The organism is Curtobacterium sp. 22159, assembly GCF_052045775.1.
GTDB lineage: Bacteria > Actinomycetota > Actinomycetes > Actinomycetales > Microbacteriaceae > Curtobacterium.
The window spans coordinates 29,363-53,604 of record NZ_JBQEPN010000005.1 but is presented as its reverse complement, the minus strand read 5'-3'; the positions used below and the strand labels follow the sequence as shown (position 1 = coordinate 53,604).

The 24,242-nt window shown below is 72.2% G+C and carries 24 protein-coding genes; 10 read left to right on the top strand and 14 right to left on the bottom strand.

Going from position 1 to position 24,242, the window contains the following annotated elements; genetic code table 11:
• Positions 1 to 104 precede the first annotated feature (104 nt).
• From ACTJKO_RS07305 to nagA, 5 genes are all read left to right on the top strand, one after another.
• Positions 105 to 530 carry a MarR family winged helix-turn-helix transcriptional regulator gene (locus ACTJKO_RS07305; RefSeq protein WP_440687195.1) on the top strand — a complete coding sequence of 142 codons (426 nt, stop codon included), beginning with the start codon at positions 105 to 107 and terminating at the stop codon, positions 528 to 530.
• A 25-nt stretch (positions 531 to 555) separates the two neighbouring features.
• The gene (locus ACTJKO_RS07300) at positions 556 to 2,028 is read left to right on the top strand and encodes an MFS transporter (RefSeq protein ID WP_440687193.1); all 1,473 of its coding nucleotides are present in this window, start codon (positions 556 to 558) and stop codon (positions 2,026 to 2,028) included.
• Between the two features lie 71 nt (positions 2,029 to 2,099).
• Entirely contained in the window at positions 2,100 to 2,969 is an 870-nt protein-coding gene (gene purU, locus ACTJKO_RS07295; RefSeq protein WP_440687191.1) for a formyltetrahydrofolate deformylase, read from the top strand.
• 8 nt (positions 2,970 to 2,977) lie between these two features.
• Positions 2,978 to 3,382, top strand: coding sequence for a YrdB family protein (locus ACTJKO_RS07290; RefSeq protein WP_440687189.1), 405 nt, complete (start codon positions 2,978 to 2,980; stop codon positions 3,380 to 3,382).
• 8 nt (positions 3,383 to 3,390) lie between these two features.
• Positions 3,391 to 4,554 carry an N-acetylglucosamine-6-phosphate deacetylase gene (gene nagA, locus ACTJKO_RS07285; protein ID WP_440687618.1) on the top strand — a complete coding sequence of 388 codons (1,164 nt, stop codon included), beginning with the start codon at positions 3,391 to 3,393 and terminating at the stop codon, positions 4,552 to 4,554.
• 11 nt (positions 4,555 to 4,565) lie between these two features.
• On the opposite strand, the gene ACTJKO_RS07280 is transcribed toward nagA, so the two are convergent.
• Entirely contained in the window at positions 4,566 to 4,769 is a 204-nt protein-coding gene (locus tag ACTJKO_RS07280) for a hypothetical protein (protein ID WP_440687187.1), read from the bottom strand.
• Between ACTJKO_RS07280 and ACTJKO_RS07275 the strand changes: the two genes are divergently transcribed.
• The gene (locus tag ACTJKO_RS07275) at positions 4,759 to 4,935 is read left to right on the top strand and encodes a hypothetical protein (RefSeq protein ID WP_440687185.1); all 177 of its coding nucleotides are present in this window, start codon (positions 4,759 to 4,761) and stop codon (positions 4,933 to 4,935) included. The two genes, ACTJKO_RS07280 and ACTJKO_RS07275, sit on opposite strands and share 11 nt — an antisense overlap.
• Positions 4,936 to 5,602: 667 nt before the next feature.
• Here the strand turns inward: ACTJKO_RS07275 and ACTJKO_RS07270 are convergent.
• The gene (locus ACTJKO_RS07270) at positions 5,603 to 6,496 is read right to left on the bottom strand and encodes an SDR family NAD(P)-dependent oxidoreductase (RefSeq protein ID WP_440687183.1); all 894 of its coding nucleotides are present in this window, start codon (positions 6,494 to 6,496) and stop codon (positions 5,603 to 5,605) included.
• A gap of 68 nt (positions 6,497 to 6,564) precedes the next feature.
• Between ACTJKO_RS07270 and ACTJKO_RS07265 the strand changes: the two genes are divergently transcribed.
• Both ACTJKO_RS07265 and ACTJKO_RS07260 read left to right on the top strand, forming a co-directional pair.
• Positions 6,565 to 7,137, top strand: coding sequence for a TetR/AcrR family transcriptional regulator (locus ACTJKO_RS07265; RefSeq protein WP_440687181.1), 573 nt, complete (start codon positions 6,565 to 6,567; stop codon positions 7,135 to 7,137).
• A gap of 42 nt (positions 7,138 to 7,179) precedes the next feature.
• A complete protein-coding gene (locus ACTJKO_RS07260) occupies positions 7,180 to 8,367 on the top strand; it encodes a MalY/PatB family protein (protein WP_440687179.1) in 1,188 nt (395 codons plus the stop codon).
• A gap of 9 nt (positions 8,368 to 8,376) precedes the next feature.
• On the opposite strand, the gene nagB is transcribed toward ACTJKO_RS07260, so the two are convergent.
• Positions 8,377 to 9,162 carry a glucosamine-6-phosphate deaminase gene (gene nagB / locus ACTJKO_RS07255; protein WP_440687177.1) on the bottom strand — a complete coding sequence of 262 codons (786 nt, stop codon included), beginning with the start codon at positions 9,160 to 9,162 and terminating at the stop codon, positions 8,377 to 8,379.
• Positions 9,163 to 9,221: 59 nt separating this feature from the next.
• On the opposite strand from nagB, the gene ACTJKO_RS07250 reads away from it, so the two are divergent.
• A complete protein-coding gene (locus ACTJKO_RS07250) occupies positions 9,222 to 9,701 on the top strand; it encodes an NUDIX hydrolase (protein WP_440687175.1) in 480 nt (159 codons plus the stop codon).
• Between the two features lie 324 nt (positions 9,702 to 10,025).
• On the opposite strand, the gene ACTJKO_RS07245 is transcribed toward ACTJKO_RS07250, so the two are convergent.
• Genes ACTJKO_RS07245 through ACTJKO_RS07230 form a run of 4 tightly spaced genes read right to left on the bottom strand, consistent with a single transcriptional unit; the run spans position 10,026 to position 14,123 of the window.
• Positions 10,026 to 11,096, bottom strand: coding sequence for an ABC transporter ATP-binding protein (locus tag ACTJKO_RS07245; RefSeq protein WP_440687173.1), 1,071 nt, complete (start codon positions 11,094 to 11,096; stop codon positions 10,026 to 10,028).
• Positions 11,093 to 11,989, bottom strand: coding sequence for an ABC transporter permease (locus ACTJKO_RS07240; RefSeq protein WP_440687171.1), 897 nt, complete (start codon positions 11,987 to 11,989; stop codon positions 11,093 to 11,095). The genes ACTJKO_RS07245 and ACTJKO_RS07240 overlap by 4 nt, the downstream gene beginning before the upstream one ends.
• Positions 11,986 to 12,975, bottom strand: coding sequence for an ABC transporter permease (locus ACTJKO_RS07235; protein ID WP_440687169.1), 990 nt, complete (start codon positions 12,973 to 12,975; stop codon positions 11,986 to 11,988). The genes ACTJKO_RS07240 and ACTJKO_RS07235 overlap by 4 nt, the downstream gene beginning before the upstream one ends.
• Before the next feature lie 5 nt (positions 12,976 to 12,980).
• A complete protein-coding gene (locus ACTJKO_RS07230; RefSeq protein WP_440687167.1) occupies positions 12,981 to 14,123 on the bottom strand; it encodes an ABC transporter substrate-binding protein in 1,143 nt (380 codons plus the stop codon).
• 180 nt (positions 14,124 to 14,303) lie between these two features.
• Between ACTJKO_RS07230 and ACTJKO_RS07225 the strand changes: the two genes are divergently transcribed.
• Entirely contained in the window at positions 14,304 to 14,741 is a 438-nt protein-coding gene (locus ACTJKO_RS07225; RefSeq protein ID WP_440687165.1) for a YdeI/OmpD-associated family protein, read from the top strand.
• Positions 14,742 to 14,844: 103 nt separating this feature from the next.
• On the opposite strand, the gene ACTJKO_RS07220 is transcribed toward ACTJKO_RS07225, so the two are convergent.
• The 7 genes from ACTJKO_RS07220 to ACTJKO_RS07190 form a co-directional block, all read right to left on the bottom strand.
• Entirely contained in the window at positions 14,845 to 15,705 is an 861-nt protein-coding gene (locus tag ACTJKO_RS07220; protein WP_440687163.1) for an NAD(P)H-hydrate dehydratase, read from the bottom strand.
• Positions 15,695 to 16,444 carry a histidine phosphatase family protein gene (locus ACTJKO_RS07215; RefSeq protein WP_440687161.1) on the bottom strand — a complete coding sequence of 250 codons (750 nt, stop codon included), beginning with the start codon at positions 16,442 to 16,444 and terminating at the stop codon, positions 15,695 to 15,697. Before ACTJKO_RS07215 ends, ACTJKO_RS07220 begins: the two co-directional genes overlap by 11 nt.
• Positions 16,445 to 16,551: 107 nt before the next feature.
• Complete coding sequence (locus ACTJKO_RS07210; RefSeq protein WP_440687159.1) at positions 16,552 to 19,665, bottom strand: alpha-mannosidase; 3,114 nt, start codon at positions 19,663 to 19,665, stop codon at positions 16,552 to 16,554.
• A 40-nt stretch (positions 19,666 to 19,705) separates the two neighbouring features.
• Complete coding sequence (locus ACTJKO_RS07205; RefSeq protein WP_440687157.1) at positions 19,706 to 20,605, bottom strand: carbohydrate ABC transporter permease; 900 nt, start codon at positions 20,603 to 20,605, stop codon at positions 19,706 to 19,708.
• Entirely contained in the window at positions 20,605 to 21,555 is a 951-nt protein-coding gene (locus ACTJKO_RS07200) for a carbohydrate ABC transporter permease (RefSeq protein WP_440687155.1), read from the bottom strand. Before ACTJKO_RS07200 ends, ACTJKO_RS07205 begins: the two co-directional genes overlap by 1 nt.
• Before the next feature lie 81 nt (positions 21,556 to 21,636).
• Positions 21,637 to 22,992, bottom strand: a complete 1,356-nt coding sequence (locus ACTJKO_RS07195; RefSeq protein ID WP_440687153.1) for an extracellular solute-binding protein — start codon at positions 22,990 to 22,992, stop codon at positions 21,637 to 21,639.
• A 167-nt stretch (positions 22,993 to 23,159) separates the two neighbouring features.
• A complete protein-coding gene (locus tag ACTJKO_RS07190) occupies positions 23,160 to 23,999 on the bottom strand; it encodes a PhzF family phenazine biosynthesis protein (RefSeq protein WP_440687151.1) in 840 nt (279 codons plus the stop codon).
• Between the last annotated feature and the right edge of the window lie 243 nt (positions 24,000 to 24,242).

Sequence of the window (24,242 nt, the reverse complement as noted above, 5' to 3'; positions counted from 1 at the left end):
CGAGGACGGTCCGGGAGGCGCGGCACGGCTCCGAGCGCAGGTCGCGTCACCGAGATCAACAGGCAACCTTGCAAGTCACCCTGGCGAAGTAGTACCGTGTCGGTATGGAATCGTCCGAGTCGTCCGACCTCGCCGGCGACCTGCTGACGCTCTACGGACGCATCCGCCGCACGACGCTCGTCGGGAAGGTCGACGAGGTCACCGCGTCCCAGTCCGCCGCCCTCGGTCGGCTCGTCCGCGACGGTGCCACCACCACGGCGGAGCTCGCGCGCGCCGAGGGCGTCCGTCCACAGTCCATGGGTGCGACGGTCCAGGCGCTCGTCGACCTCGGCCTCGCCGAACGCGAACCGGACCCCGCGGACGGCCGCCGCACCATCGTCCGCGCCACGGACGCCGGCCGGGCCGCCCGTGACGAGTCCCACCGCGCCCGCACCCGCCTGCTCGCCGAGCGTCTCGCGGCGCTCGGTCCGGACGACCGCGACACCGTCGCGCGCTCGCTCGCCATCCTGAGAACCCTCGTCGAACCGTGACCGCCCACGGGGGCGACCCGCGTCGGTGACGCGTGCCGCGCCTCCCGGCCGTCCCGACGCGACCACGTCGCAAAGGCAGACCACCACGTCCAGCGCCACCGCCTCCACACCCGCCGCACCGACGACCGACCCACGGGGGAGCGGCTTCGGCCCGAAGCTCCTCGTCCCCGTCCTGGTCGGACCGCTGCTCAACCCGATCAACACCACCATGGTGTCGGTCGCCCTCGCGCCGATCTCCCGCGACCTCAGGATCGGGGCAGCGCAGGCGATCTGGCTCGTCGCCGCGCTGTACCTCGCGAGCGCCGTGGCCCAACCCACGATGGGGAAGCTCGCCGACCGGTTCGGCCCGAAGAAGGTGTTCCTCACCGGGCTCGTCATCGTCGGGGTCGCGGGCGTCGTCCCCGAGCTGCTGACGGGCTTCGGCGGCGCGGTGTTCGCCCGCGTGCTCATCGGCATCGGGACGTCGTCGGCGTACCCGGCGGCCCTGACGACCCTGCGTCAGCACTCCGCCCGGATCGGGAAGCCGACGCCACCGCTCGTCCTCGGCGCGCTGTCGATCACCTCGCTGGTGTCCGCCGCCGCCGGACCGCCCCTCGGGGGCGCGCTCATCGGGGCGTTCGGGTGGCACGCGATCTTCCTCGTCAACGTCCCGCTCGCCGTCTTCGGCATCGTCGTGTCCGCGCTGTGGCTGCCGTCCGACCGGCTCCGCCCCCGGAACGACGACGACCTGCCGGTGCACACCGCGCTCGACCCGTTCGGCATGCTGCTCATGACCGGCGCCGTGTCCGCGCTGCTCGTGTTCCTGCTCGACCTGTCGGCCGGGCTGTGGTGGCTCCTCGGCACCGCGGTCGTCCTGACCGTGGCGCTCGTGCTCTGGGAACTGCGTGCCGTGAAGCCCTTCGTGGACGTGCGGCTGCTCGCCCGGAACGGCGCCCTGTCCCGGACCTACCTGCGCCTGTTCCTCACCTACCTGCTCGCGTACACGATGACCTACGGGTTCTCGCAGTGGGTGCAGGACGTCGCCGGGTACCCGAGCGACGTGGCCGGGTACCTGCAGCTCCCCGCGGCCGTGGTCGCCGGGGTGGTGTCGTTCCTCATCGCGCGGAAGACCGCCGTCCGGGGGCCGTTGGTCGTCGCAGCCGTGGTGCCGCTCCTCGGCGGGCTGCTGCTCCTGTTCCTCGACGCCGGGTCGCCCGTGGCCCTGCTCGTGCTCGCGCCGGCGCTGTTCGGCGTCCCGCAGGCGTTGGCCTCCGTGTCGAACCAGGCGGCGCTGTACCGCGTCGTGCCGTCGGAGTACATCGGCACCGCCGCGGGTCTGTCGCGCACGAGCGTCTACATCGGGGCCATCGGGGCGTCCTCGCTGATCGGTGGCGTGTTCGGTCAGGCCCCGACGACGCCCGACCTGCACGTGCTGGCGTGGGTGATCGTGGGCGTCGCGGTGCTGCTCAGCGTGCTCACCCTCTCCGACCGCGCGCTGGCACGGCCGCTGCCGCGCTGACCGACGGGCCGCGGCCCGACCGCGGGGCCGCGCCGCGCCTCCCGTCCGCTCGATCCCGGTAGCCTGATGCGGTGACCGACCCGACCGACCAGACCCCCACGCACTGGACCCTCACGCTGGTCTGCGACGACCAGCCCGGGATCGTGCACGCCGTCTCCGGGGCGGTCGTCGCGGCCAGCGGCAACATCACCGAGTCGCAGCAGTTCTCGAGCGGCGACACGAACACGTTCTTCATGCGCCTGCAGGTCCTGGCGCCCGTCGACCGCGCGACGTTCGAGGCAGCGCTCGCCCCCGTCGCCGAGCGGTACGCCGCCCGGGTCCAGCTCGACGTCGTCGGCCGCCCGATGCGCACGCTCGTGCTCGTGTCGAAGGCCGGGCACTGCCTCAACGACCTCCTCTACCGGCAGCGCGGCGGACAGCTCCCGATCGAGGTCCCGCTCGTGCTGTCGAACCACGCCGACCTGTCCGAGCTCGCGGCGTTCTACTCGGTGCCGTTCGAGCACCGCCCGGTCACCGACGCGGCCTCGAAGCAGGACATGGAGCGACGGATCCTCCAGGCGGTCGAGGAGCACGACATCGAGCTCGTCGTCCTCGCCCGCTACATGCAGATCCTCTCGCCGGAGCTCTGCGCCGCGCTCGAGGGCCGCGCAGTGAACATCCACCACTCGTTCCTGCCCGGATTCAAGGGCGCGAACCCGTACCGGCAGGCGCACGCCCGCGGGGTGAAGCTCATCGGCGCGACGGCGCACTTCGTCACGAGCGACCTCGACGAGGGGCCGATCATCGAGCAGAACGTCGTCCGGGTCGACCACACGAAGGACCCCGCCGAGCTCGTGTCGATCGGGCAGGACGAGGAGTCCCGCACCCTGACCCAGGCGGTGCGCTGGATCGCGGAGGACCGGGTCCTCCTCGACGGCGCCCGCACGATCATCTTCAAGTAGGTCCGCGCATGTCAGCACCGCAGTCCCCGGTCGACTGGGGAGAGGTCCCCGACCCCTCGGCGATCGGGAAGCCCCGCCGCGAGTTCGACGGCTGGCGCCTCCTGCGCATCGTCGTCTGCACGTTCGGGTTGCTGTCACTGGCGACGTGGGGCTACTTCGCGTGGCCGTTCCCGATGCCGGGGATCCTGTTCATGATCGGCGCTCCGGCGTTCGCCGCCCTGGTGTGGTACCTGTTCCGCTCGCCGGCGTCGCCGATCGAGACGGACGTCGTCGGCAAGACGATCGTCGAGGTCGCGCTCGTCGTCGCGGCCGGCGCGTGCTGGGTCTCGATCGGGCACCCGGTGGTCGGCTTGGTCTTCGTCCTCGTCGCGGCACTGTCCGGCGTGGTCCAGTTCCGGAAGGAGACGCGGTGAGCGGGTCCATGACGGGCATCGGCCCGGAGGGACGGCGCACCCTGGTCCGCGCCGCACGCGTCGTCGACGGGGCCGGGTCCACCGACGACGGATGGGTCCTCGTCGACGGCGACCGCATCCACGCGGTCGGAGCCGGGGCCGGGGCACCGGCGGCGTCCTCGGTCGACGAGGTCGTCGACCTCGGTGATGCCGTCCTGACGCCCGGTTTCGTCGACCTGCACGGTCACGGCGGTGCCGGGGCCGCGTACGAGGACGCCACGATCGCTCCGGCACTCGCCGTGCACCGCGCACACGGCACCACCCGTTCGGTGCTGTCGCTCGTCGCGAACCCGGTGGACGCCCTCGTCGCCTCGCTGGACCGCGTCCGCGAGGTCATGGCCGCCGACCCGCTCGTGCTCGGTGTCCACCTCGAGGGCCCGTTCCTGTCCCCGCACAACAAGGGCGCCCACAACGAGTCGTTCCTCATCGACCCGGCACCCGACGCGGTGGACGCGCTCCTGACCGCGGGCGAGGGCGTGCTGCGCCAGATCACGATCGCGCCCGAACTGCCCGGCGCCCTCGACGCGACCCGGCGGTTCGTCGAGGCCGGAGTCCGGGTCGCGGTCGGCCACACCGTCGGCACCTTCGACCAGGCACGCGCCGCGTTCGACGCCGGAGCGACCCTCCTCACGCACGCGTTCAACGCCATGCCGGGCATCCACCACCGGGCACCCGGTCCGGTCTCCGCCGCCGTCGCCGACGAACGGGTGACCCTCGAACTGATCCTCGACGGCGTCCACGTGCACCCCTCCGTCGCCTCGCTGCTCCTGCGTGCCGCTCCGGGACGCGTCGCCCTCATCACCGACGCGATGGGCGCTGCCGGTGCGGCCGACGGTTCCTACACGCTCGGGTCGCTCGCCGTCACCGTGACCGACGGGATCGCGCACGTCGCCGGGACGGACACGATCGCCGGCTCGACCCTCACGCAGGACGCCGCGCTGCGGAACGCGGTGACGCGCGCCGGACGGACACTGCCCGAGGCCGTGGCGGCGCTCACGAGCGTGCCGGCGGCCGCGCTGGGCCTCGGGGACCGCCTGGGTCGTCTCGCCCCGGGATACGCGGCGGACCTCGTCGCGCTGTCCCCGTCGCTCGAGGTGCGACGCGTGTGGGGTGCGGGGCGCGAGCTGCGCTAGCCGCGACCGGTTCAGGGCAGCTCGACCACGACCTGCGCGGTCGAAGGGCCGCCGCACTGCTCCGAGCCGCCGTGCCGGACCCACTCCAGGTCGACGTCGCGCTGCACCAGGACCTGCCCGTCCGCGTCGAGCAGGGCGACCCGACCATGGCTCTCGATACCCGTCGTGGCCTGGACGTTCCAGACGTCACCGATGCGCGTCGTCGTGTCGATCACGCTCGGCGGCGTCGCACTGGTGGCGACGCCAGGACCGCTCTTCGTGACGGCCGGGGTAGGGAGCAAGCTGCTCGGCGTAGCCGCCGGGGTCGCCGCGCCGGTGGCAGCTGGCGTCCGGGTCGGTTCGGGGATCGCCGACAGACCGGGCGTGCAGTCCTTCCCCTGACAGACGGCCACGGACACGACGGGGGACCCAGGGTCCGACGACCCCGGCACCCTGACCTCGACCACGTTGCTCCACCCGATGGCCGGACACGCGGTCGGCAGCAACCCGGCACAACCGCCTGCGAGCGCCGCGAGCAGGACCACACCGACCACCGCGAACCCCGTCCTGCGGCCCATGCGACCATGCTCGCCGATCGTTCCCGGGCGCGTGGTCACGATCCGGCCACCGTCGACCGCACGGCGCCTCGGTCCACGGGAACCGCCAGGCCGCGCCGATCACCGACAGGAGCCGCAGACGTTCGTGACTCTCGACCCCGGGCACCGCCGTGGAGACGAGCAGCACGTGCGCCTGCTCCGGGTCGAGGAGCACCTCATCCTCGACGGAGTCCACATGCACCCCGTCATCGCTGAGACGCTCTTCCGCGCCGCTCCCGGTCGGGTCGCACTCGTCACCGACGCGGTGGGTGCGGCCGGCGCGGCCGACGGTTGCTCCACGCTCTGGGTCGTCTCGTCCCGGGGTACGCGGCGGACCTCGTCGCGCTGTCCCCGTCGCTCGAGGTGCGACGCGTGTGGGGTGCGGGGCGCGAGCTGCCCTGACGGAGCGCCGCCGCTCGCTCCCGGCGCCCGGCCGTCGCCGGCACTCGGAGCACGGTCGTGGTCGCTCGGGCTCAGGGCATGGTCGCCGCCCGCTGCACCGCCGCGTGGACGGCCGACCGGAACGCCGGATCGGCGGCGGGGCCCCGCACGGGCACGACGTGCAGGCGGTGGTCACCACGCCGGAGCGCGGGACCGACGAACACGCCCTCGGTGACGTCGGGATCGGTCGCTGCCCACAGGGTGGAACGCGCGCCGTCCTCGGGGGTGCGGGCGAGGAGTCGCGCGATCCTGCCGCCGATCCGCTGCGTCAGAGTCTCCGCCTGGCCGTTCATCCCCGTCGCGGCGACGCCGGGGTGCGCGATCACCGACCGGACGTCCGACCCGGTGGCGCGCAGCCGCTCCCCCAGGTCCACCGCGAGCGCGGCCGCCGCGGTCTTCGAGTCGACGTACGCCCGGAGCTGCGCGTAGCGGCGCGGGTCGTCGAGCGCCTCCGCGGGCGGCACACGGCGGGTCCGCTGCGAGAAGTTCGACCCGACGAGGACGATCCTCGGGGCCGGACCGCCGAGGATCGGCAGCACGGCGTCGGCGAGGACGGCAGGCCCGACGACGTTCGTCGCCCAGGTGCGTTCGATCCCCTCGTCGGTCCGCTCGAAGGCACCGAGCGACGCCCCCGCGTTGTTGACGAGCGCGTCGAGGATGATGCCGTCCGCGGCCAGTCGCCGGGCGAAGGCGGTGACGGAGGCGACGGACGCGGTGTCGACGACCCGCGCCTCCAGGCCGTCGGGCAGGACCCGGGCGGCCTTCCCGGGGTCGCGGACCGCGGCGATGACGTGCGCTCCGGCGGCGGCGAGGGTGGTGGCGACGACGAGTCCGAGGCCGCTCGTCGCGCCCGTGACCACGACGGTCCGTCCACGTTGGTCGGGCAGGTCGGACGGCGTCCACGCGAAGGTACGGGTACTGGGCACGGCGGCTCCTCGGGTCTGAAATCGGATGACTCATCCGGAACGCTAGCACAACCGGATAGACTGTCCGCATGACTGACGCCCTGGCCCGCCCCGCAGCCCTGCGATCGGACGCCCAGCGCAACCGGAGCGCGCTGCTGGACGTGGCCCGGACCCTGGTGGACCGCGGCGAACCGGCGCTGCTCAACGCCGTCGCGCACCAGGCGGGAGTCGGCGTCGGGACCGCCTACCGGCACTTCCCCACGCAGCAGCACCTGCTCGAGGCGCTCGCCATCGACGCCTTCGAGGAGATGCTCGACCGGGTCCGCGACGCCGTGGCCCTGCCGGACCCGGCGGAGTCCCTGCGCGCGGTCGTGTTCGAGGCCTTCCGCAGCATGGTGCGCGACGCGGCCCTCGGCGACCTGCTCACCGGCGGCGGCTTCTCGTGCGCGGACACGCTCGGGCTCGCCGGCGACCTGGTGCACGAGGTCGGCGAGCTGCTCGGGCGGTGCCGTGCGGCGGGCCTCGTCCGCGCCGACCTCGACGCGGACGACCTCCGGCGGCTGCTGTGCGGGATGCGCGCGGCGGCCGTGGCCGGTGGACGGACGGTCGACGACCCGGACCGCTTCGCCGAGGTCCTGATCGCCGGCATGCGTCCGGCCTGAGCACCCCGGGCGCCCGGTGCTGAACGCTGCCAGGATGAGGCCATGAGCGTGATGGTCTCCGCCTTCGATGCACACCGCACCCGCACGAGCGAGAAGTACACGGCCTACCCGCCGGAGGTGCTGCCGATGTTCGTCGCCGAGATGGACACGATGCTCGCCGAACCCGTCCGGGACGCCCTCGTGACCGCTGTCACCAACGGCGACACCGGGTACGTCGGACACGGCCGGGCCCTGCCCGAGGCCTTCACCGACTTCGCCGAGGACCGCTGGGGCTGGCACGTCGACCCGGACCTCGTCCGGACCACCACGGACGTCTCGGTCGCTGCTGTGGAGGTGCTCCGCCGGGTGATCGAGCCGGGCGACCAGGTCGTCATCATGCCGCCCGTGTACCCGCCGTTCTGGGAGTACGTCGCCGAGGCCGGCGGCTCCGTCACCGAGGTCCCGCTGCTCGCGCCGGAGGGCGACGCCGACCCGTTCGACACGACCGCCGGCTGGCGCATGGACCTCGACGGCATCGCACGGGCGTTCGCCGACGGAGCCCGCACGGTGCTGCTCTGCAACCCGCACAACCCCCTCGGGCTCGTGCACGCCCGGGACGACCTCGCCGCGCTCGCCCGGCTCGCGGCGGAGTGGGACGCGGTCGTCGTGTCCGACGAGATCCACGCACCGCTCGTGCACGCGGACGCCACGTTCACCCCGTTCCTGGACTCCTGCCAGGAGGCCGCGGGTCTCGGTGTCGCACTGACGAGCGCGAGCAAGGCGTGGAACCTCGCGGGGACGAAGTGCGCGCTGATGGTCGGCGCGTCGGACCGTGCCCGTGGCTGGTTCGACGGACTGCCCGGCGAGGTCGTCGAGCGCACCGGCATCCTCGGGTACACGGCGAGCGTCGCGGCGTTCCGCGAGGGCGGCCCCTGGCTCGCATCGTTGCTCGCCGAGCTCGCGGCGAACCGGCGCACCCTGGCCGAACGGATCGGCGAGGTACTGCCCGGCGTCGGCTACCGGCAGCCACAGGCGTCGTACCTGGCGTGGCTCGACCTGCGCGCACTGCCGTGGGGCGACGACCCGGCCGCGGCGCTCGTCGACGAGGCGAAGGTGGCGCTCGGCAGCGGGCCGGCGTTCGGACGCCAGGGCAACGGCTTCGCGCGGCTCAACTTCGGGTGCTCGGCCGAGACCCTCGACGAGGGACTCAGCCGCCTGCGCAGCGCGTACGAGCGGCGCGCCGACGGCTGAGCCGAAGGGTCACTCGAAGCGCTGCCAGGCCGGCTTGTTCTCGTAGGTGTACCGGTAGTAGTCGGCGAGCCGGAGCCCCGCCGCTGCTTCTTCGTCGACAACGACGGTGGCGTGCTGGTGCAGCTGGAGCGCCGAACCGGGCACGAACGACGACAGGGGTCCCTCGACCGCGGCGGCGACGGCGTCGGCCTTCGTCGGGCCCTGTGCGACGAGGACGAGCTCGCGCGCCTCGAGGATCGTGCCGAGGCCCTGGGTCATGCAGTGGGTCGGCACCTGGTCGAGGTTGTCGAAGAACCGCGCGTTCGCCTCGCGCGTGGACGGGGCGAGCGTCTTGATGCGCGTCCGGGACGCGAACGAGGACGTCGGCTCGTTGAACCCGATGTGACCGTTCGCGCCGATGCCGAGGATCTGCACGTCGACCCCGCCGGCGGCACGGATCGCGGCGTCGTACTCCTTCGCCGCGAACTCGAGGTCGTCGGCGCGGCCGTCCGGCACCCGCACCCGCGACGGGTCGAAGCCGAGCGGCGCGGTGACGTCGCGGGCGATCACGCTCGCGTAGGACTCCGGGTGCTCGAGCGGGATCCCGACGTACTCGTCGAGGGCGAACGCGCGGGCCTCGGCGAACGAGATCTCGCCGGCGCGGACACGACGCTCGAGGTCGGCGTAGATGCCCTGGGGGCTGGACCCGGTGGCGACTCCGATGACGGCGGACGGCTTCTTCGCGACGACGGACGCGATCTTGGCCGCTGCGACGCGACCGACCTCGTCCGGCGTGGGCAGGATGATGATCTCCACGAGCACAGCCTACTGGTCATGACCAGTCCGCGACAGGGTGCCATCGGTAGCGTGGCGGCATGCCGACGCCAGACTTCGTCCTGTCCCTCCGCTCGAAGATCGGGCACGATCCGCTCTGGCTGACCGGGGTGACCGCGGTCGTCACCCGCGGTGAGGGCCCGGATCGCGAGCTGCTCGTCGTGCGCCGGGCCGACACCCGTGCGTTCACCCCGGTGACGGGGATCGTCGACCCCGGCGAGGAACCGGCGGTGGCGGCCGAGCGCGAGGTGCTCGAGGAGGCGGACGTCGTCGCCGTCGCCGAACGTCTGGCGTGGGTGCAGACGCTGCCGGAGATGACGTACCCGAACGGCGACCGTGCGCAGTACCTCGACCTCGTGTTCGCGTGCCGGTACGTCTCCGGGGAGCCGTTCCCGGCCGACGGCGAGAACACCGAGGCGTTCTGGGCGCCCGTCGACGCGCTGCCGGAGATGTCCGCGAACATGCTCGCGCGTGTGCAGGCAGCGCTCGCCGACGAGCCGGCGGCCCGCTTCCAGCGCTGACCCCGAGTCTCGCCCGCCCGGCGCCGAGACTCGGTCCTGGCGACGGTCCTCGGGCTCCGGAGCACGAGCGATGTCGCCCAGCGCGAGTCTCGGCACGGCCGCCGGGCGCGACCACGCGCGGACGGGAGGCGCGGTGCCGGCCCGCACCGCGCCTCCCGTCCGTCACCGGCGCGGGCGAGACTCGGTCCTGGCGACGGTCCTCGGGCTTCGGAGCGCGAGCGGTGTCGCCCAGCGCGAGTCTCGGCGCCGCTGCGCCGAGACTCGGGCGCGGGGCCGTGGGCGCGGGCCCGCGGGCCCACGGGTCCGCGCCCGCGGGCCGCGGGGCTACGCGATCGACGCGACCGCCACCGGTGCGCCGAGCAGCCGCACGGCCACCGCGTCGCCAGCCGTCCGGCGGTCGCCGACCTCGTGCTGCACCGTCACGACCGTGTCGTCGTCGAGCCGGACGGTCGTGCGACGGATGGAGCCGAGGAAGCTCGACGCGACCACCGTGCCGGTGACGCCCTCCGACGCGAAGGCGACGTCCTCCGGGCGGACGTAGGCGAGCACCGGCCCGTCCCCGACCGTGGCGTCGAGGGCCGGCACCCGGAACCCGTACACGAACACGTCGCCGCCGCGCAGGTCCCCGCGGAGGCGGTTCGACTGCCCCACGAAGTCCGCGGTGAACGCCGAGCGCGGGGAGCGGTACAGCTCCTCCGGCGTGCCGACCTGCTCGATGTCGCCGGCGTTCATCACGGCGATGCGGTCGGAGACGGCGAGCGCTTCCTCCTGGTCGTGCGTGACGAACACGGTCGTGATGCCGAGGTCGCTCTGGATGCGGCGGATCTCGTCGCGCAGGGACACCCGCACCTTCGCGTCGAGGGCGGAGAGCGGCTCGTCGAGGAGGAGCACGCGCGGGCGGGTCACCAGGGCGCGGGCGAGGGCGACACGCTGCTGCTGACCGCCGGAGAGCTGGTGCGGGTACCGGTCGGCGAACTCGGCGAGGTGCACCATGTCGAGCGCATCCACGACCTGGGTCCGGCGTTCGGCGGCGGGGACCTTGCGCATCTCGAGGCCGAACGCGACGTTCTGCCGCACGGTCATGTGCGGGAACAGCGAGTACTGCTGGAACACCATGCCGATGTCCCGCTTGTTCACGGGGGTGCCCGCGACGTCGGAACCGTCGATGCGGATCGAGCCGGAGTCGATCCCCTCGAGGCCGGCGAGGGCGCGGAGGGCGGTCGTCTTGCCGCAGCCGGACGGGCCGAGCAAGGACACGAACTCGCCGGGCTCGATCCGGAGCGACAGGCCCGCGAGGGCGCGGTGCGTGCCGTAGTGCTTTTCGACGGCCTCGAGCTCGACGGTCGCGCCGGCGGTGGCGAGCGACGCCGGGGCGGCGGGGGCGGTGACGGTCATGCGGACTCCTTGGAGCGGGACCGGCGGGAGGTCCCGACGCGGCCGATGAGGACGAGCAGCACGAACCCGAACACGAGGGCGCCGAGCGAGAAGATCGCGGCGACGTACGGGTCGGTCTGCTGCACGAGCACGAGCGCGGTCTGGAACGTCGTGCGGGAGAGGAACGAGGCGAGGGTGTACTCGCCGAGGACGACCGTGATCGTGAGGAAGCACGCGGCGGTGATGCCCCGGCGGAGGTTCGGCAGGAGCACCCGCCACGTCACCGTCCACCACGAGGCGCCGAGGGACCGCGCGGCCTCGGAGAGCACGTTCATGTCCATCGCGGTGATCGACGCCGCGATCGGCCGGAAGGCGAAGGGCAGCGAGACGATGCCGATCGCGAAGGCCAGCGTCCACGCGTCCGACCCGAAGACCTGCGCGACGACCTGGTACACGGGGATGAACCCGACGACGAGCACCACGACCGGCACCGTGATGGGCACGATGCACACGAACTCGAGCACGCGGCGCAGGCGGGGGTAGCGGAGCGCGGTGATGATCTGCGCGGGCAGGAGCACGAGGAGCACGATCGCGACGGTGAGGACCGCGATGAGCAGCGATGCCCCGAGGCCGTCGAACACGGGCTGGTACGTCGGCGCGTTCACCGGATCGGTGATCGCCGACCAGTGCGCGAGCGTGAAGCCGTCCGTGCCCTGCCGGAAGGTGAACTCCGCGAGGGCGACGAGCGGGACCGCGAACACGAGACCGATGACGACGAGCACGACGGCGGCGGTGACCCGTGACGGGGCGACGCCGAAGCCACCGGGGCGACCCGCGCCTCCAGGCCGACGCGACGGAGCGGACGTACGCGACCGACCGGACGCACGCGACGGACCGGACGTCGCGGCGGTCATCGCTGCCACCTCGCGGCCCGACGCTGGAGCAGCGAGTACGCGCCCATGACGACCGCCATCACGACGACCATCCCGAACGCCAGGACCCCGGCGACGTTCTGCAGCCCGATGATGGTCTCGCTGGTGAGCTGCGCGCGGATCGTCAGCGGCACGATGCCGCCCTGCGAGATGAGCGCCGCGGCGGTCGCGAACGACGAGAAGCCGTTCGCGAAGAGGAGCAGCAGCGATCCCCAGAACGCCGGCGCGAGCACCGGCAGCCCGATGCGACGCCAGTACGTCGCACGGGAGGCGCCGAGCGTGGCGGCGGCCTCGCCCCACTGCGCCTTGACGCCCTCGAGTGCGGGCATGAACGTGAGGACCATCAGCGGCACCTGGAAGTAGACGTAGGGGATGACGAGGCCCGGCACCGTGTAGAGGAAGGTGCCGTTCGCGTTGAGGTCGATGTGGAACGCCGACACCAGCCACGACGTGACGAGTCCCTGCACGCCGATCGTGGCGATGAACGCGAACGCGAGCATGACGCCGCCGAACTGCGCGAGGACGCTGGCGGCGGAGTCGATCATCGAGCGGACGAGCCCGTCGGGCCGGAGCGCGGCGAGCGCCCAGCAGACGATCGCTCCGATGACGGCCCCGAGCACGGCGGAGACGGCCGACAGCGCGAACGAGCCGCCGAAGGCACGAAGCACCGACGGGTCCGAGAACGCCGCGAGGTTCGCGAGGGTGACGTGACCGGCCGCGTCGAAGAACCCGCTGCCGACCGCGATCACCGCGGGCACCGCGAGGAAGAGCACGACGTACGCCGCGAAGGGGGTGAGGCCGAGCCACGCGACGCCGCCGCGGCGCCGGACGCGGGGTCCGGCGACGCGGCGGGCGGCGGCTTCGGCGGAGGCCGGCGCGACGCTGGTGGCGGCCGGCCCGGCCGTGGCGGGAGCGGGGGTCGCGCCCGGCGCGAACGCGCTCCCGCCCGGTGCCGATGCGCTGGTCATGCGGCTCAGGAACCCATCGTGGAGGCCCACTTGGCCGACAGCACCTTGGCAGCCGCGGTGGCCTGCGCGTCGGTCAGCTCCACGTAGTCCTTCGGTGCGCCGCCGGCGGCGTCGAGGGCGTCCTGGTCGACCTTGCCCGACTTCTCGAGCGCGGCGAGGGTGGACGGGAAGGCGCCGGCCTGGAGGTACAGGTTCTGCACCTCGGGGCTGGCGATGTACTCCTGCCAGAGGCGCGCGGCCGCCGGGTGCGGGGCGTCCTTGTTGATCGCCTGCGAGTAGTACGAGCCGAGGGCCTGACCCTCCGGGACGACCGTCTTCCAGTTCTTGTTGCCGGAGGCGCCGGCAGCGGGGCCCCAGGCGAGGTTGTTGTAGGACCACTGGATGACGACCGGGGTCTCACCCGAGGCGACCGTCGCCTGCGTCGGCAGCACGTTCTGGAAGTTGCCGGCCTGCTTGAGCTTGCCGAAGTACTCGACGCCCTTGGTGATGTCGTCCGCCGAGCCGCCGTTCTCGAGCGCGGCGAGGTAGACGGCCGACGCGGCCTGGTTCGCCTGCGTCGGGTCGCCCGAGATCGAGACCTTGCCCTTGTACTCGCTGCCGAGCAGGTCGCCCAGGTCCTTCGGCGCGTCCTTGATCTTCGAGGAGTCGTAGCCGATCGACATGAGGCCCGTGTAGTCGCGGGTCCACGCGCCCTTGCTGTCCTTGAGCGTCGTGGGGATGTCGTCCCAGTTCGCCACCTTGTAGTCGGTGAGGAGGTCGAGGTTCTGCTGCAGGACCGCGTTGCCGAGGTCGAGCACGTCGGGGGCCGTCGACTGGCCCTTCTGCGACTTCACCGCGGCGACCTCGTCGGCGCTCGAGCCGTTCGGGTTCGCGGAGTTGATCTTGATCCCGTACTTCTTCGTGAAGCCGTCGATGATCTTGCCGTAGTTGGCCCACGACGGCGGCAGCGCGATGACGTTGAGCTGCCCCTCCGCCTTGGCGGCCTTCACCAGGGCGTCCATGCCGCCCGCGGACTGGGCGCTGGTGGCGGTCTTCCAGTCGGTGTCGTCCTTCGTCGTGCTCGCGGAGCTCGTCGCCGAGCATCCGGCCAGGGTGACGATCGCGGCGGCGGCCAGGGCGATGCCGGCCAGGGTGCGCTTGTGCTGCACGGGATGTGCCTTTCGGGAGGGGATGTGGGTCCCGGGGTTCGGGTTCTGGATGATCGTGGACGCGGCCGGTTTCCGGTCCGTGCTGCGATGGTGAACGGTGGCGGAACAGCGGGTGCGCCTGTACGGTTTCGCCTGTGGCAGCGGCGATGCTGTGCCGCGACTGACGGCCTGGAGGCACGCATGCAGTTCACGACGACGGTCCTGCTGGCACGGAAGACGGCGACCGGGCTGCCGGTCCCGTCCGACGTCATCGACGCGCTGGGCGCGGGGAAGCGTCCGCCCGTGGTGGTCACGCTGGACGGTGGCTACACCTACCGGTCCACGGTCGGGGTGATGAACGAGCAGTTCCTCGTGCCGCTGTCGGCGGAGCACCGGGCGGCAGCGGGCCTCGAGGCCGGGGACACGGTGGAGGTCCGGATCGAGGTGGACGCGCAGCCCCGGGTCGTCGACGTGCCGACCGACCTGGCCGCGGCGCTGCACGACGCGGGGGTGCGGGCGGCGTTCGACACGCTGTCGAACTCCCGGCAGCGGGCGATCGTGGACCCAGTCGAGCAGGCGAAGGCGCCGGAGACGCGGCAGCGGCGCATCGAGAAGGCGGTGGAGTCGCTGCGGTCCTGAGCAGGCGGCGCGGCGGGGCTGCGCGTCGCGGCCGGGCTGCGCGTCGCGGCCGGCCTGCGCGTCGCGGCGGGCGTGCCGGGCGCGTCCTTCGCGTCGCGGTCGCTCAGCCGCCGAGTTCGACCAGCACGCGGGGGATCTCGGTGACGAGCTCCCGCGCGAGGTAGCCGAGCGGTCCGACCTGCACCGCCAGCCGGTCCCCCGCGGCAGCGTGCACGTACGACGCCCACGCCGCTGCCTGCGCCGGCTCGGCACCGCGCGCGAGGAGTCCGACGATCGCGCCGGAGAGCACGTCCCCGCTGCCACTCGTCCCGAGCCCGCCCGACCCCGTGCCCTTCACCCAGGCCCGTCCGTCCGGAGCAGCGATGACGTCGGCGAGCGCGACGACGGCTCCGAACCGCTCCGCGATCGCCCGGGCGTCCGCCTCGTCGTCGCTGCACTCGCGCCCGAGCAGCCGCTCCGCCTCCCCGCTGTTCGGGGTCATCACGAGCCGACCGCGCAACGGTTCGAGCCGGTCCCGGACGTCCGCGGCGACACCGAGCGCGAAGGCGTCGAGCACGACCGTGGCGTCCGGACCGACGACGCCGGCGATGCCCGCGACGAGGTCCCGGCTGCCGTCCGGTTCGTCGAGCCCGGGGCCGACCAGGACGGCGTCGGCGCTGCCGGCGTCCGCGGCGACACCCTCGATCGCACCGACGGCGACGTGGCCGTCCGCGTCCTCGTCGAGCGGTTCGACGCCGGACTCGGGGACGGCGACCGCGACCTCGTGCGCGACGCTCCGGGCGACGGCGAGGGTGAGCCGGCCCGCGCCGACCCGGAGTGCCGCGAGGGCGGAGAGCTGCGCGGCGCCGGGGGTGCGCGCGGCACCGCCGATGACGAGCACCTGCCCGCGGTCGTACTTGCCGGCCCCGGCCTCGGGGAGGGGCCAGGAGCGGAGGACGTTCGGAGTGATCGGTTCAGCGGACACGGGCGTCGTCCTTCCGGCCGCTGTGCTCGGTGACCTCGGCGTCGGGCGACTCGGCGAGGTGCTCGACGGCGGAGAACTCCTCGAGGGTCCACGGCGCGCCGACCGCGTCGCGTCGCAGTCTCGTGAGCGAGGCGTTCGCGACCGTGTGCGTCCGGGCGAACTCCATGATCGCCGGCTCGTCGAGGTCGAGGCACACCGCGACGGTGAGCATGACGACGGCGTCGTGCGCCGCGACGAGCAGCCGATCCGGGCCGTCGAGCCGGTCGACGTCGACGAGCAGCGACCGGAGCCGGAGCATCACGTCCGCCCAGGACTCGCCGCCCGCGGGCCGGTGGTAGTACTTGCCGAGCCACCGGCGGCGGCGCTCCTCGTCCGGGAACCGGTTGCGGACGCCGGTGCTGGTGAGCAGGTCGAGCACGCCGAGCTCGCGGTCCCGGAGCCGTTCGTCGACGCGGCGCGACGGTTCCCGCAGTCCGCCCGCCTCGAGCGCGATCCCGATGGTCTGCTGGGCCCGCAGGTACGGCGACACCCAGAGCGCCACCGGGACGTCGTCCACGCCGCGGTCGGCGAGCTCGGCGCCGAGCGCTCGGGACTGTTCCTCGCCGAGGGGACTCAGCGGGACGTCGGCGTCCCGGTGGTCGACCTCGATGACCTCCGCCCCTGCGGCCTCGGCCCGGGCCGCGGCGACGTTGGCGGTGGACTCCCCGTGGCGGACGAGCCAGATCTCGGTGACTGCCATGGGGTGGACGGTAGCCGAGCGGTCCTGCACCCGCACGCAGCACGGCGCCGGACGGAACGCACCCGTGTCCCGTCCGGCGCCGCGGTCTCCCGGCCGGACCCGCTGCCTCAGGCCCGGCGCACCCGCAGGGTCACGATCTCGAAGGGCCGGAGGGTGAGCACGACCGGCTCCCCCGCTCCCCACGAGTCCCCCGCCGGGCGTTCCAAGAGGTCCACGGCCGCGACCGACGCCACCTCGAACCCGAAGTCGATGCCGACGTCCGCCGCGCGACCGCCGGACCCCTCGTAGAGCCGCACGACGACGTCCCCGGAGCGGTCCTCGGCGAGCTTGACGGCCTCGACGAACACCTGCGGCGAGGACACCGTGACGAGCGGTTCGACGCTGGACGACCCCGCGACCCGGCGCACCGGCAGGTTGAGCCGGTACCCGGAGTCCGCCGCGTCGAGCACCGAGGGCGCGATCCGCAGCACGGTGTGGAACACGTGGTGCCCCTGGTCGGCGTGCGGGTCCGGGAACGTCGGGGCCCGTAGCAGCGACTCGCGCACGAGCGTGGTCGTACCGCCGTCGGGCCGGGTGTCCCGGGTGATGTCGTGCCCGTACGTCGAGTCGTTCGCGACGGCGACGCCGAAGCCCGGTTCCGCGACGTGCACCCAGCGGTGGGCGCTTGTCTCGAAGCGGGCCATGTCCCACGAGGTGTTCTGGTGCGTCGGTCGCTCGATGTGCCCGAACTGGATCTCGCTCGACGCGGACGAGGCCCGGACGTCCAGCGGGAACGCCAGCTTCAGCAGCTTCTGGTGCTCGTGCCAGTCGACCTCGGTCCGGACCGTCAGCTCGGGCTCGCCCGCGACCGCGGAGTACCGGGTCGTGACGGTGGACGAGCCGAACGGTCGGACGACCACGAGCTCGTCGCCGGAGACGGACACGGACGTCGCCGACAGCACGGTCCCGCTGCGCTGGTACGCGCGGTCGATGTCCCACGCCTCCCACTGGTTCGGGGTGTCCCGGAAGACGGTGTACTCCGCCGCGGACGAACCCGGGGCGACGGCGTCGCGTCCGGTCGCGTGGTCGAGGAACGAGACGAGGTGGCCGTCGGCGTCGATGGTCGCGGTCGCCACACCGGTGTCGAACACGAAGCGGTCGCCGTTCGGGACGGGAGGCACGGCTCGCGGCTCCTCACCGACGGAACCACCCAGGGCGGTTACGTCCCCCGCCAACACCGGGGCGGCGTTGAAGCACACGACGGTGCCGGAGCTGCCGGTGCCGCCGATCGCGTCCGGGCCCGTCGGCGCGTCGAGGAGCGCATCACCGCCTCCGGCCAGTGCGGTCGACGACGCGCCGACCCCGGCGAGCGCCGCGGCGCCGCCGTTCGCGAGCGCCGTCGTGGCGTTGCCGATGAGCCCCTCGAGCACCTCGGCCACGCGGGCGTAGTTCTCCTCGGCGACCTCGTACACCCAGGCGATCGACGAGCCCGGCAGGATGTCGTGGAACTGCTGCAGGAGGACGGTGTGCCAGGCCTCCTCGAGTTCGTCGTACGGGTAGTCGAGTCCGAGCCGGACAGCCGCCGTCGCCGCCCAGAGCTCGGCCTCGCGCAGGAGGTGCTCGGAGCGACGGTTGCCCTGCTTGGTGCGGATCTGCGACGTGTACGTGCCGCGGTGGAACTCGAGGTACATCTCCCCCGACCACACCGCCGGCGCGGGGAGCGCGGCCTCGAGGTCCTCGAACACCTGGGCGGGGGTGCCGAGGTCGACCCGCGGGGAACCGTCCAGGTCGTGCTGCCGACGTGCCGCGGCGACCATCTCGCGGGTGGGGCCGCCACCGCCGTCACCGAAGCCGTAGAGGAGCATCGAGGTGTTCGCGACGCCGCGTTCCTTGTTCTGCCGTTCACCCCGGTGCAGGTCGGCGGGCGAGACGTCAGAGTTGTACGTGTCCGCCGGGGGCAGGTGGGTCAGGACGCGGGAGCCGTCGATGCCCTCCCAGTGGAACGAGGTGTGCGGGATGACGTTCGTCTCATTCCACGAGGGCTTCTGCGTGACGAACCACTTCGAGCCCGCGGCCCGGACGATCTGCGGCAGGGCGCCCGAGTAGCCGAACGAGTCGGGCAGCCAGGCCTCGGGGGTGTCGATGCCGAACTCTTCGAGGAACAGCCGCTTGCCGGCGACGAACTGGCGTGCGAGGGCCTCCCCGCCGGGCAGGTTCGTGTCCGACTCGACCCACATGCCGCCGACCGGGATCCACCGTCCCTCGGCGACGCGCTCCTTGATCCGCGCCCAGATCGTCGGGTAGCCGTCCCGGATCCACGCGTACTGCTGCGCGGACGAGCAGGCGAACGTGAAGTCCGGGTCGCGGTCCATCAGGTCGAGCACGTTCGAGAACGTGCGGGCGCACTTCCGGATCGTCTCCCGGACGGGCCAGAGCCAGGCGGAGTCGATGTGGGCGTGCCCGACCGCGACCGCCCGGTGTGCGGCGGCGCTGGCGGGGACGGCGAGTGCCGGGGCGAGGACGGCACGGGCGTCGGCGGCGGTCCCGGCGACGTCGTCGGGGTCGATGGCGTCGGCGGCGCGTTCGAGTACCCGGAGGATGTCGGCGCCGCGGGTACCGTCGGTCGGCAGCTCGGCCATGAGCCCCCGCAGCACCCAGAAGTCCTGCTGCAGCTCCCACACGGTGTCGTCGCGTTCGACGAGTTCGAGTGCGCGGAGCCGGTAGATCGGTTCCGTGCCCGCCGTCGACCGCGACCCGAGCGGGGTGGCGCCCTGGAACGAGTCGCCGCCGATGTCCGGGTTCGCGGCGGCCTCGACGTACAGCTCGAAGGACTCACCCGGTCCGACCTCGACGGGCACCGTGTCGTTCCGCGGCTCGATGCCCGTGATCGTCGACCCGTCCGGACGCCAGGCGAGGCCCTCGGCCTGGAAGCCGGGCTGCCGCTTCGTGAAGCCGAGGTCCACCAGGAGTTCCGCGGTGGTGCCCGGCGCCGTCCCGAAGTCGTCCGGCACGGTGCCGCGGACGCGGAACCAGGTCGTGCCCCAGGGGCGACCGCCCCAGGACCCGCCCACCTCGAACGGCTCGTACTCGGCGGCGACCGCGACGTCGAACGGCACCGGTTCGTCCGGCACGGTCCACGCCGCGATCTCGACCGGCGCGGACCGGCGGTGGACCGCTGGGTCGATGCGGTCCCGGACGAGTCGGGCGATGCGGGCTTCGACGAGGGGTTCGTCGTGGTGCATGGGGTTCCTTCCAGGTGGACGGATCGTGGGACGGCGCGTGTCAGCCCTTGATGCCGCCGGCGAGGGCGTTGCCGCCGCCGAGGCCCCGGGACACGAGCACGTAGAGGGCGATGACGGGCACGGAGTAGATGATCGAGAACGCCGCGAGCTGCCCGTACGCCACCGCCCCGTACTGTCCGAAGAAGTTGAAGATGCTCACCGCGGCGGGCACCTTCTCGGGCGAGAGGAGCAGGACGAAGGGGACGAAGAAGTTCCCCCAGGCCTGGATGAACACGAAGATGAACACCACGGCGATGCCCGGTCGCATGAGGGGCACGACGATGCGCATGAGGGTGGTCAGCATCGAGGCGCCGTCGGTCCAGGCCGCCTCCTCGAGGGAGATCGGGACGGAGTCCATGAAGTTCTTCGCCATCCAGATCGCCATCGGCAGGCTCGTCGCGGCGAGGAAGAAGATGCAGCCCCACACGTTGTCGATGAGGTTGAGCGACACGAACAGGCTGTAGACCGGCACCATCATCGCCGTGATCGGGAGGCCGGTGCCGAACAGGATGCCGTACAGGAACGGCTTGTTCACGCGCATCTTGTAGCGGGACAGCGGGTAGGCGGCCAGGATCGCGACGACGACCGTGACGAGCGCGCACCCGCCCGAGATGAGCAGGCTGTTCGCGAGCGGGATGAACGACAGCTCCGGGGTGAGCACCTTCGTGAAGTTGTCGAGCGTCAGGTGCGACGGGATCTTCACGGAGAGCGACGCGTCCGGGTCGACCGACGCGAGGACGAGCCACAGCAGCGGCACGGCGAAGCAGATCGCGATGACGAGCAGGACGACGTTCGCCACCCACCGCATGGTCCGGCCGCGCGGGGACGTCATGTGGAGCGCGCCCGGTGCGGTCACCGAACGGGTCGTGGTCGCGTCGGGCGACGACACGGTCAGCGCCATCAGTCCACCTCCGGCTTGAGTGCCCGGATGTAGATGATCGAGAACACCGCGCCCACGATGAGGAGGATCGTGGCGATCGCGGTCCCGAACCCGAGCTGCGAGAACTTGAACGCCTCCTGGTATGCCAGGATCGGCAGGGTGGACGAGTTCGTCCCGGGGCCGCCGGCCGTCATCACGTAGATGAGGGTGAACACCGACAGGGTCTGCAGCGTCGTGAGCATGAGGTTCGTCGAGATCGACCGGCGGATCACCGGCAGCGTGATGAAGACGAGCCGCTGCCACCCGGTCGCGCCGTCGACCTCGGCGGACTCGGTGATCTCCTCGGGCACCTCCTGGACGGCGGCGGAGTACACGAGCATCGAGAACGCCGTCCCGCGCCAGATGTTCGCCAGGATGACGGCGAGCATCGGGTACGTGTAGAGCCAGTTCGGGCCGCTGATGCCGATGCCGGCCAGGAACGTGTTGAGCGTGCCCTTGTCGTTGAAGAACGCGTACGCGGCGAACGACGCGACGATCTCGGGCAGGACCCAGGCGGCGACGACGAACGTGCCGACGATCGCCCGGACGGCTCGGTTCGCGCTCCGCATGAGCAGTGCCAGTCCCAGTCCGAGCACGTTCTGCCCCACGACGGCCGAGGCGAGCAGGAACACGATGGTGAGGATGACCGACTTCGGGAAGTCCGGGTCCTGGAACAGTTCGACGTAGTTCTTCAGGCCGACGAACTGCTGGTCCGCGGCGCCGACGCCGGTGAGGGCGGAGTTGGTGAACGACCCGTAGAACGACGAGATGACGGGGCCGAGCAGGAAGAGGACGAGGAGGACGACGGCGGGGAGGAGCGGGACGGCTCGTCCCACGTTCCGCAGCGGGCGCCGCTTGCGCGGTGCTGGTGGATCGGTGCGCTTCGGCGCGCCGGGCGCCGACAGCGTCGGCGCGAGAGGGGTGCTGGACACGGGGGTTGCCTTCCGGGTGCGGAGAGGGTCCGAAGGTGGGTGGGTCGGGCTGACGGGAGGCGNCACCGCGCCTCCAGTCCGTCAGCCGGAGACCGTGTTCTTCTTGCCGACGATCCCCTCGACCGAGGAGTCGTACGCGGCCGCCGCCTGCTTCGGCGTCTGCTGGCCGGTCATGACCGACTCCATCGCCACCTGGATGGCGTTGGACACCTGGGAGTAGTTGGTCGTCGCCGGGCGGAAGTTCGTGTGCTCCACGAGGCCGGAGAAGAACTTGAACGTCGGGTTGGAGGCGTCGTACGACGGGTCCTCGGCGACGTCCTTGCGGACCGCGATCTGGCTGTTCTCGATGTCGTACTTCAGCGAGCCCTTCTGGTTGAGGAAGGTCGAGATGAAGTCGAACGCGGCCTGCGGGTTCTTCGAGTTCTTGCCGACGGCGAGGGTCCAGCCACCGGACATCGAGTTGTAGCCCGGGTCCTGACCGTTCTGGGTCGGCATCGGCGCCTGGCCCATCACCTTGGACCAGTCAGCCCACGGCGCGGTGCCGGACTTCAGCCAGGTGCCGGACTGCCACGATCCGTCGAGGTCGATCGCCAGCTGGCCCTTCGGGAGCCACGTCTGCGCGATCGTCGTGCCGACCTGGCTGTCGAGCGCCTGCTGCGGTGTCGGGCCGAGGCCGCCCTGGTAGACGTCCTTGACGAACTGCAGCGAGTCCTGGAACTGCTTCGAGCCGACGACCCACTTGTTGTCCTTGTAGAGCGTGTTGCCCGAGCCGTCCGCCCCGTACAGGAGCATCTCGAAGCCCTGCATCGTCGACGCCTCGCCCTGCGGCTTGCCGGAGTACAGGTTGAACGGGATGACGCCCGGGTCCTTCTCCTTGATGGTCTTCGCGGCGGCGAGGACGTCGTCCCAGGTCTTCGGCTGCCACGGCACCGGCAGGCCGACCTTGGCGAAGATGTCCTTGTTGTACCAGAGCGCCCGGGTGTCGGTGCCCATCGGGATGCCGTAGATCTTGCCGTCGTCGCCCTGACCGGCCTGCTTCGCGTTGTCGTAGAACTGGTCCCAGTCCTTCCACTTCGCCGTGTACTTGTCGAGCGGCAGCAGGTACCCGGCCTCGGCGTCCGACTTCACGAGGAAGGTGTCCTCGTACATGACGTCCGGCGCGGTGGCGGGCGCCTTGTTCATGAGCGCGAGCTTCGTGTAGTAGTCGTTCTCCTGCGCCTGGATCGGCACGAGTTCGACCTTCTTGCCCGGGTGCTCCTTCTCGAACTCCTTCTTGACGACCTTCATCTGGGCGTCGAGCTGCTGGAAGGCGCCGAACTTCTGGTACGCGATCTTGATCGTGTCGCTCGAGGCGGACCCCGAGCTCGAGCAGCCTGCCAGGCCGACCGCGGCGACGGCCACGGCTGCGAGTCCGGCGATGATGCGGGTGCGTTTCATCGGTGCTCCTTTGCACGGGTGATGTCCGCGGGCTCCGTCGCCCGCGCGCACACTTAGTCCACCGTATGGACTTATTGCTGTCAAGAGGTTTGCCGCGTCGAACCACGAAACCGACGCCGAACCACGAGCACGTGCTGGTTCGACGTCGGTTCCGTGGTTCGTCGGGGTCAGACCGGGGTCGCGCCGCCCGTCACGGTGATGCCGCCGGTCTCCGGCACGTCGACGAGCAGCACGCTCGGACGCCCGACGTGCCGCCCCTGCCGGATCACGACGCGGTCCCCCGCCGACACCGCGCCGACCTCGCGGAGGTACGCGCCCGTCGCCGCCGCGGCCGAACCCGTCGCCGGGTCCTCGGTGATGCGGCCGACCGGGAACAGGTTGCGCGCCTCGTACTCGAGCGGCCCCGTGCGGTGCAACACCGTGACCGTCCCCGACCAGTCGCTGGCCCGCATGAGTTCGGCGAGCGGTGCGGGCGCGAACCGGAACTGGTGGAACAGTTCCTCGTCCGCGAGGACCACCACGGGGTGCCAGTTGCCGGCGAACGACTCGAGCACCGGGAACCCCTCGGCGACGTCACCCGGCACGAGTCCGAGGAGCGCCGACAACCGGTCGAGCCGCGCGGGGTCGATCGACCGCACCGCGGGTTCGACGCTCGTCATCGCGACCTGGACCCTGCCGTCGTCATCCGTTCCCGCGTCGATCGCGACCTCGCCGGCGTTCGTCGTGAACACCCGGCGGCCGGGGCCCTCGCGCTCGGCGAGCACCACGGCGGTGGCGATCGTCGCGTGACCGCAGAACGGGACCTCGGCGCCCGGCGAGAAGTACCGGACCCGCGGACCGGACGGCGTCCACCCGACGACGAACGCGGTCTCGGGGTACCCGACGTCGCGCGCGATGGCGAGCATGTCGTCGTCGGACAGGTCGCCTGCGTCCAGCACGATGCCGGCGGGGTTGCCGCCGCCCGGCTCTGCGGCGAAGGCGGTGTACCGGAGGATCTCGACGCTCATGCTGCGACGGTAGCCGGGGTCGGGCCGGGGTCGCGCGGGCCGATCGGCGGCGGGTGGACCGCTGTCGTACGCCGAAGTCGACGTCGTACGACAGCGACGATGTCGCACCGGCCGCACGCCCACAGCCCGCGCGAGCAACGAGCGACGTTGTCGCCGTCGTACGGCAGCGACAATGTCGCACCGGCCACGCGGCACGCCCGCGCGCGCAACGAGCGACGTTGTCGCCGTCGTACGACAGCGACG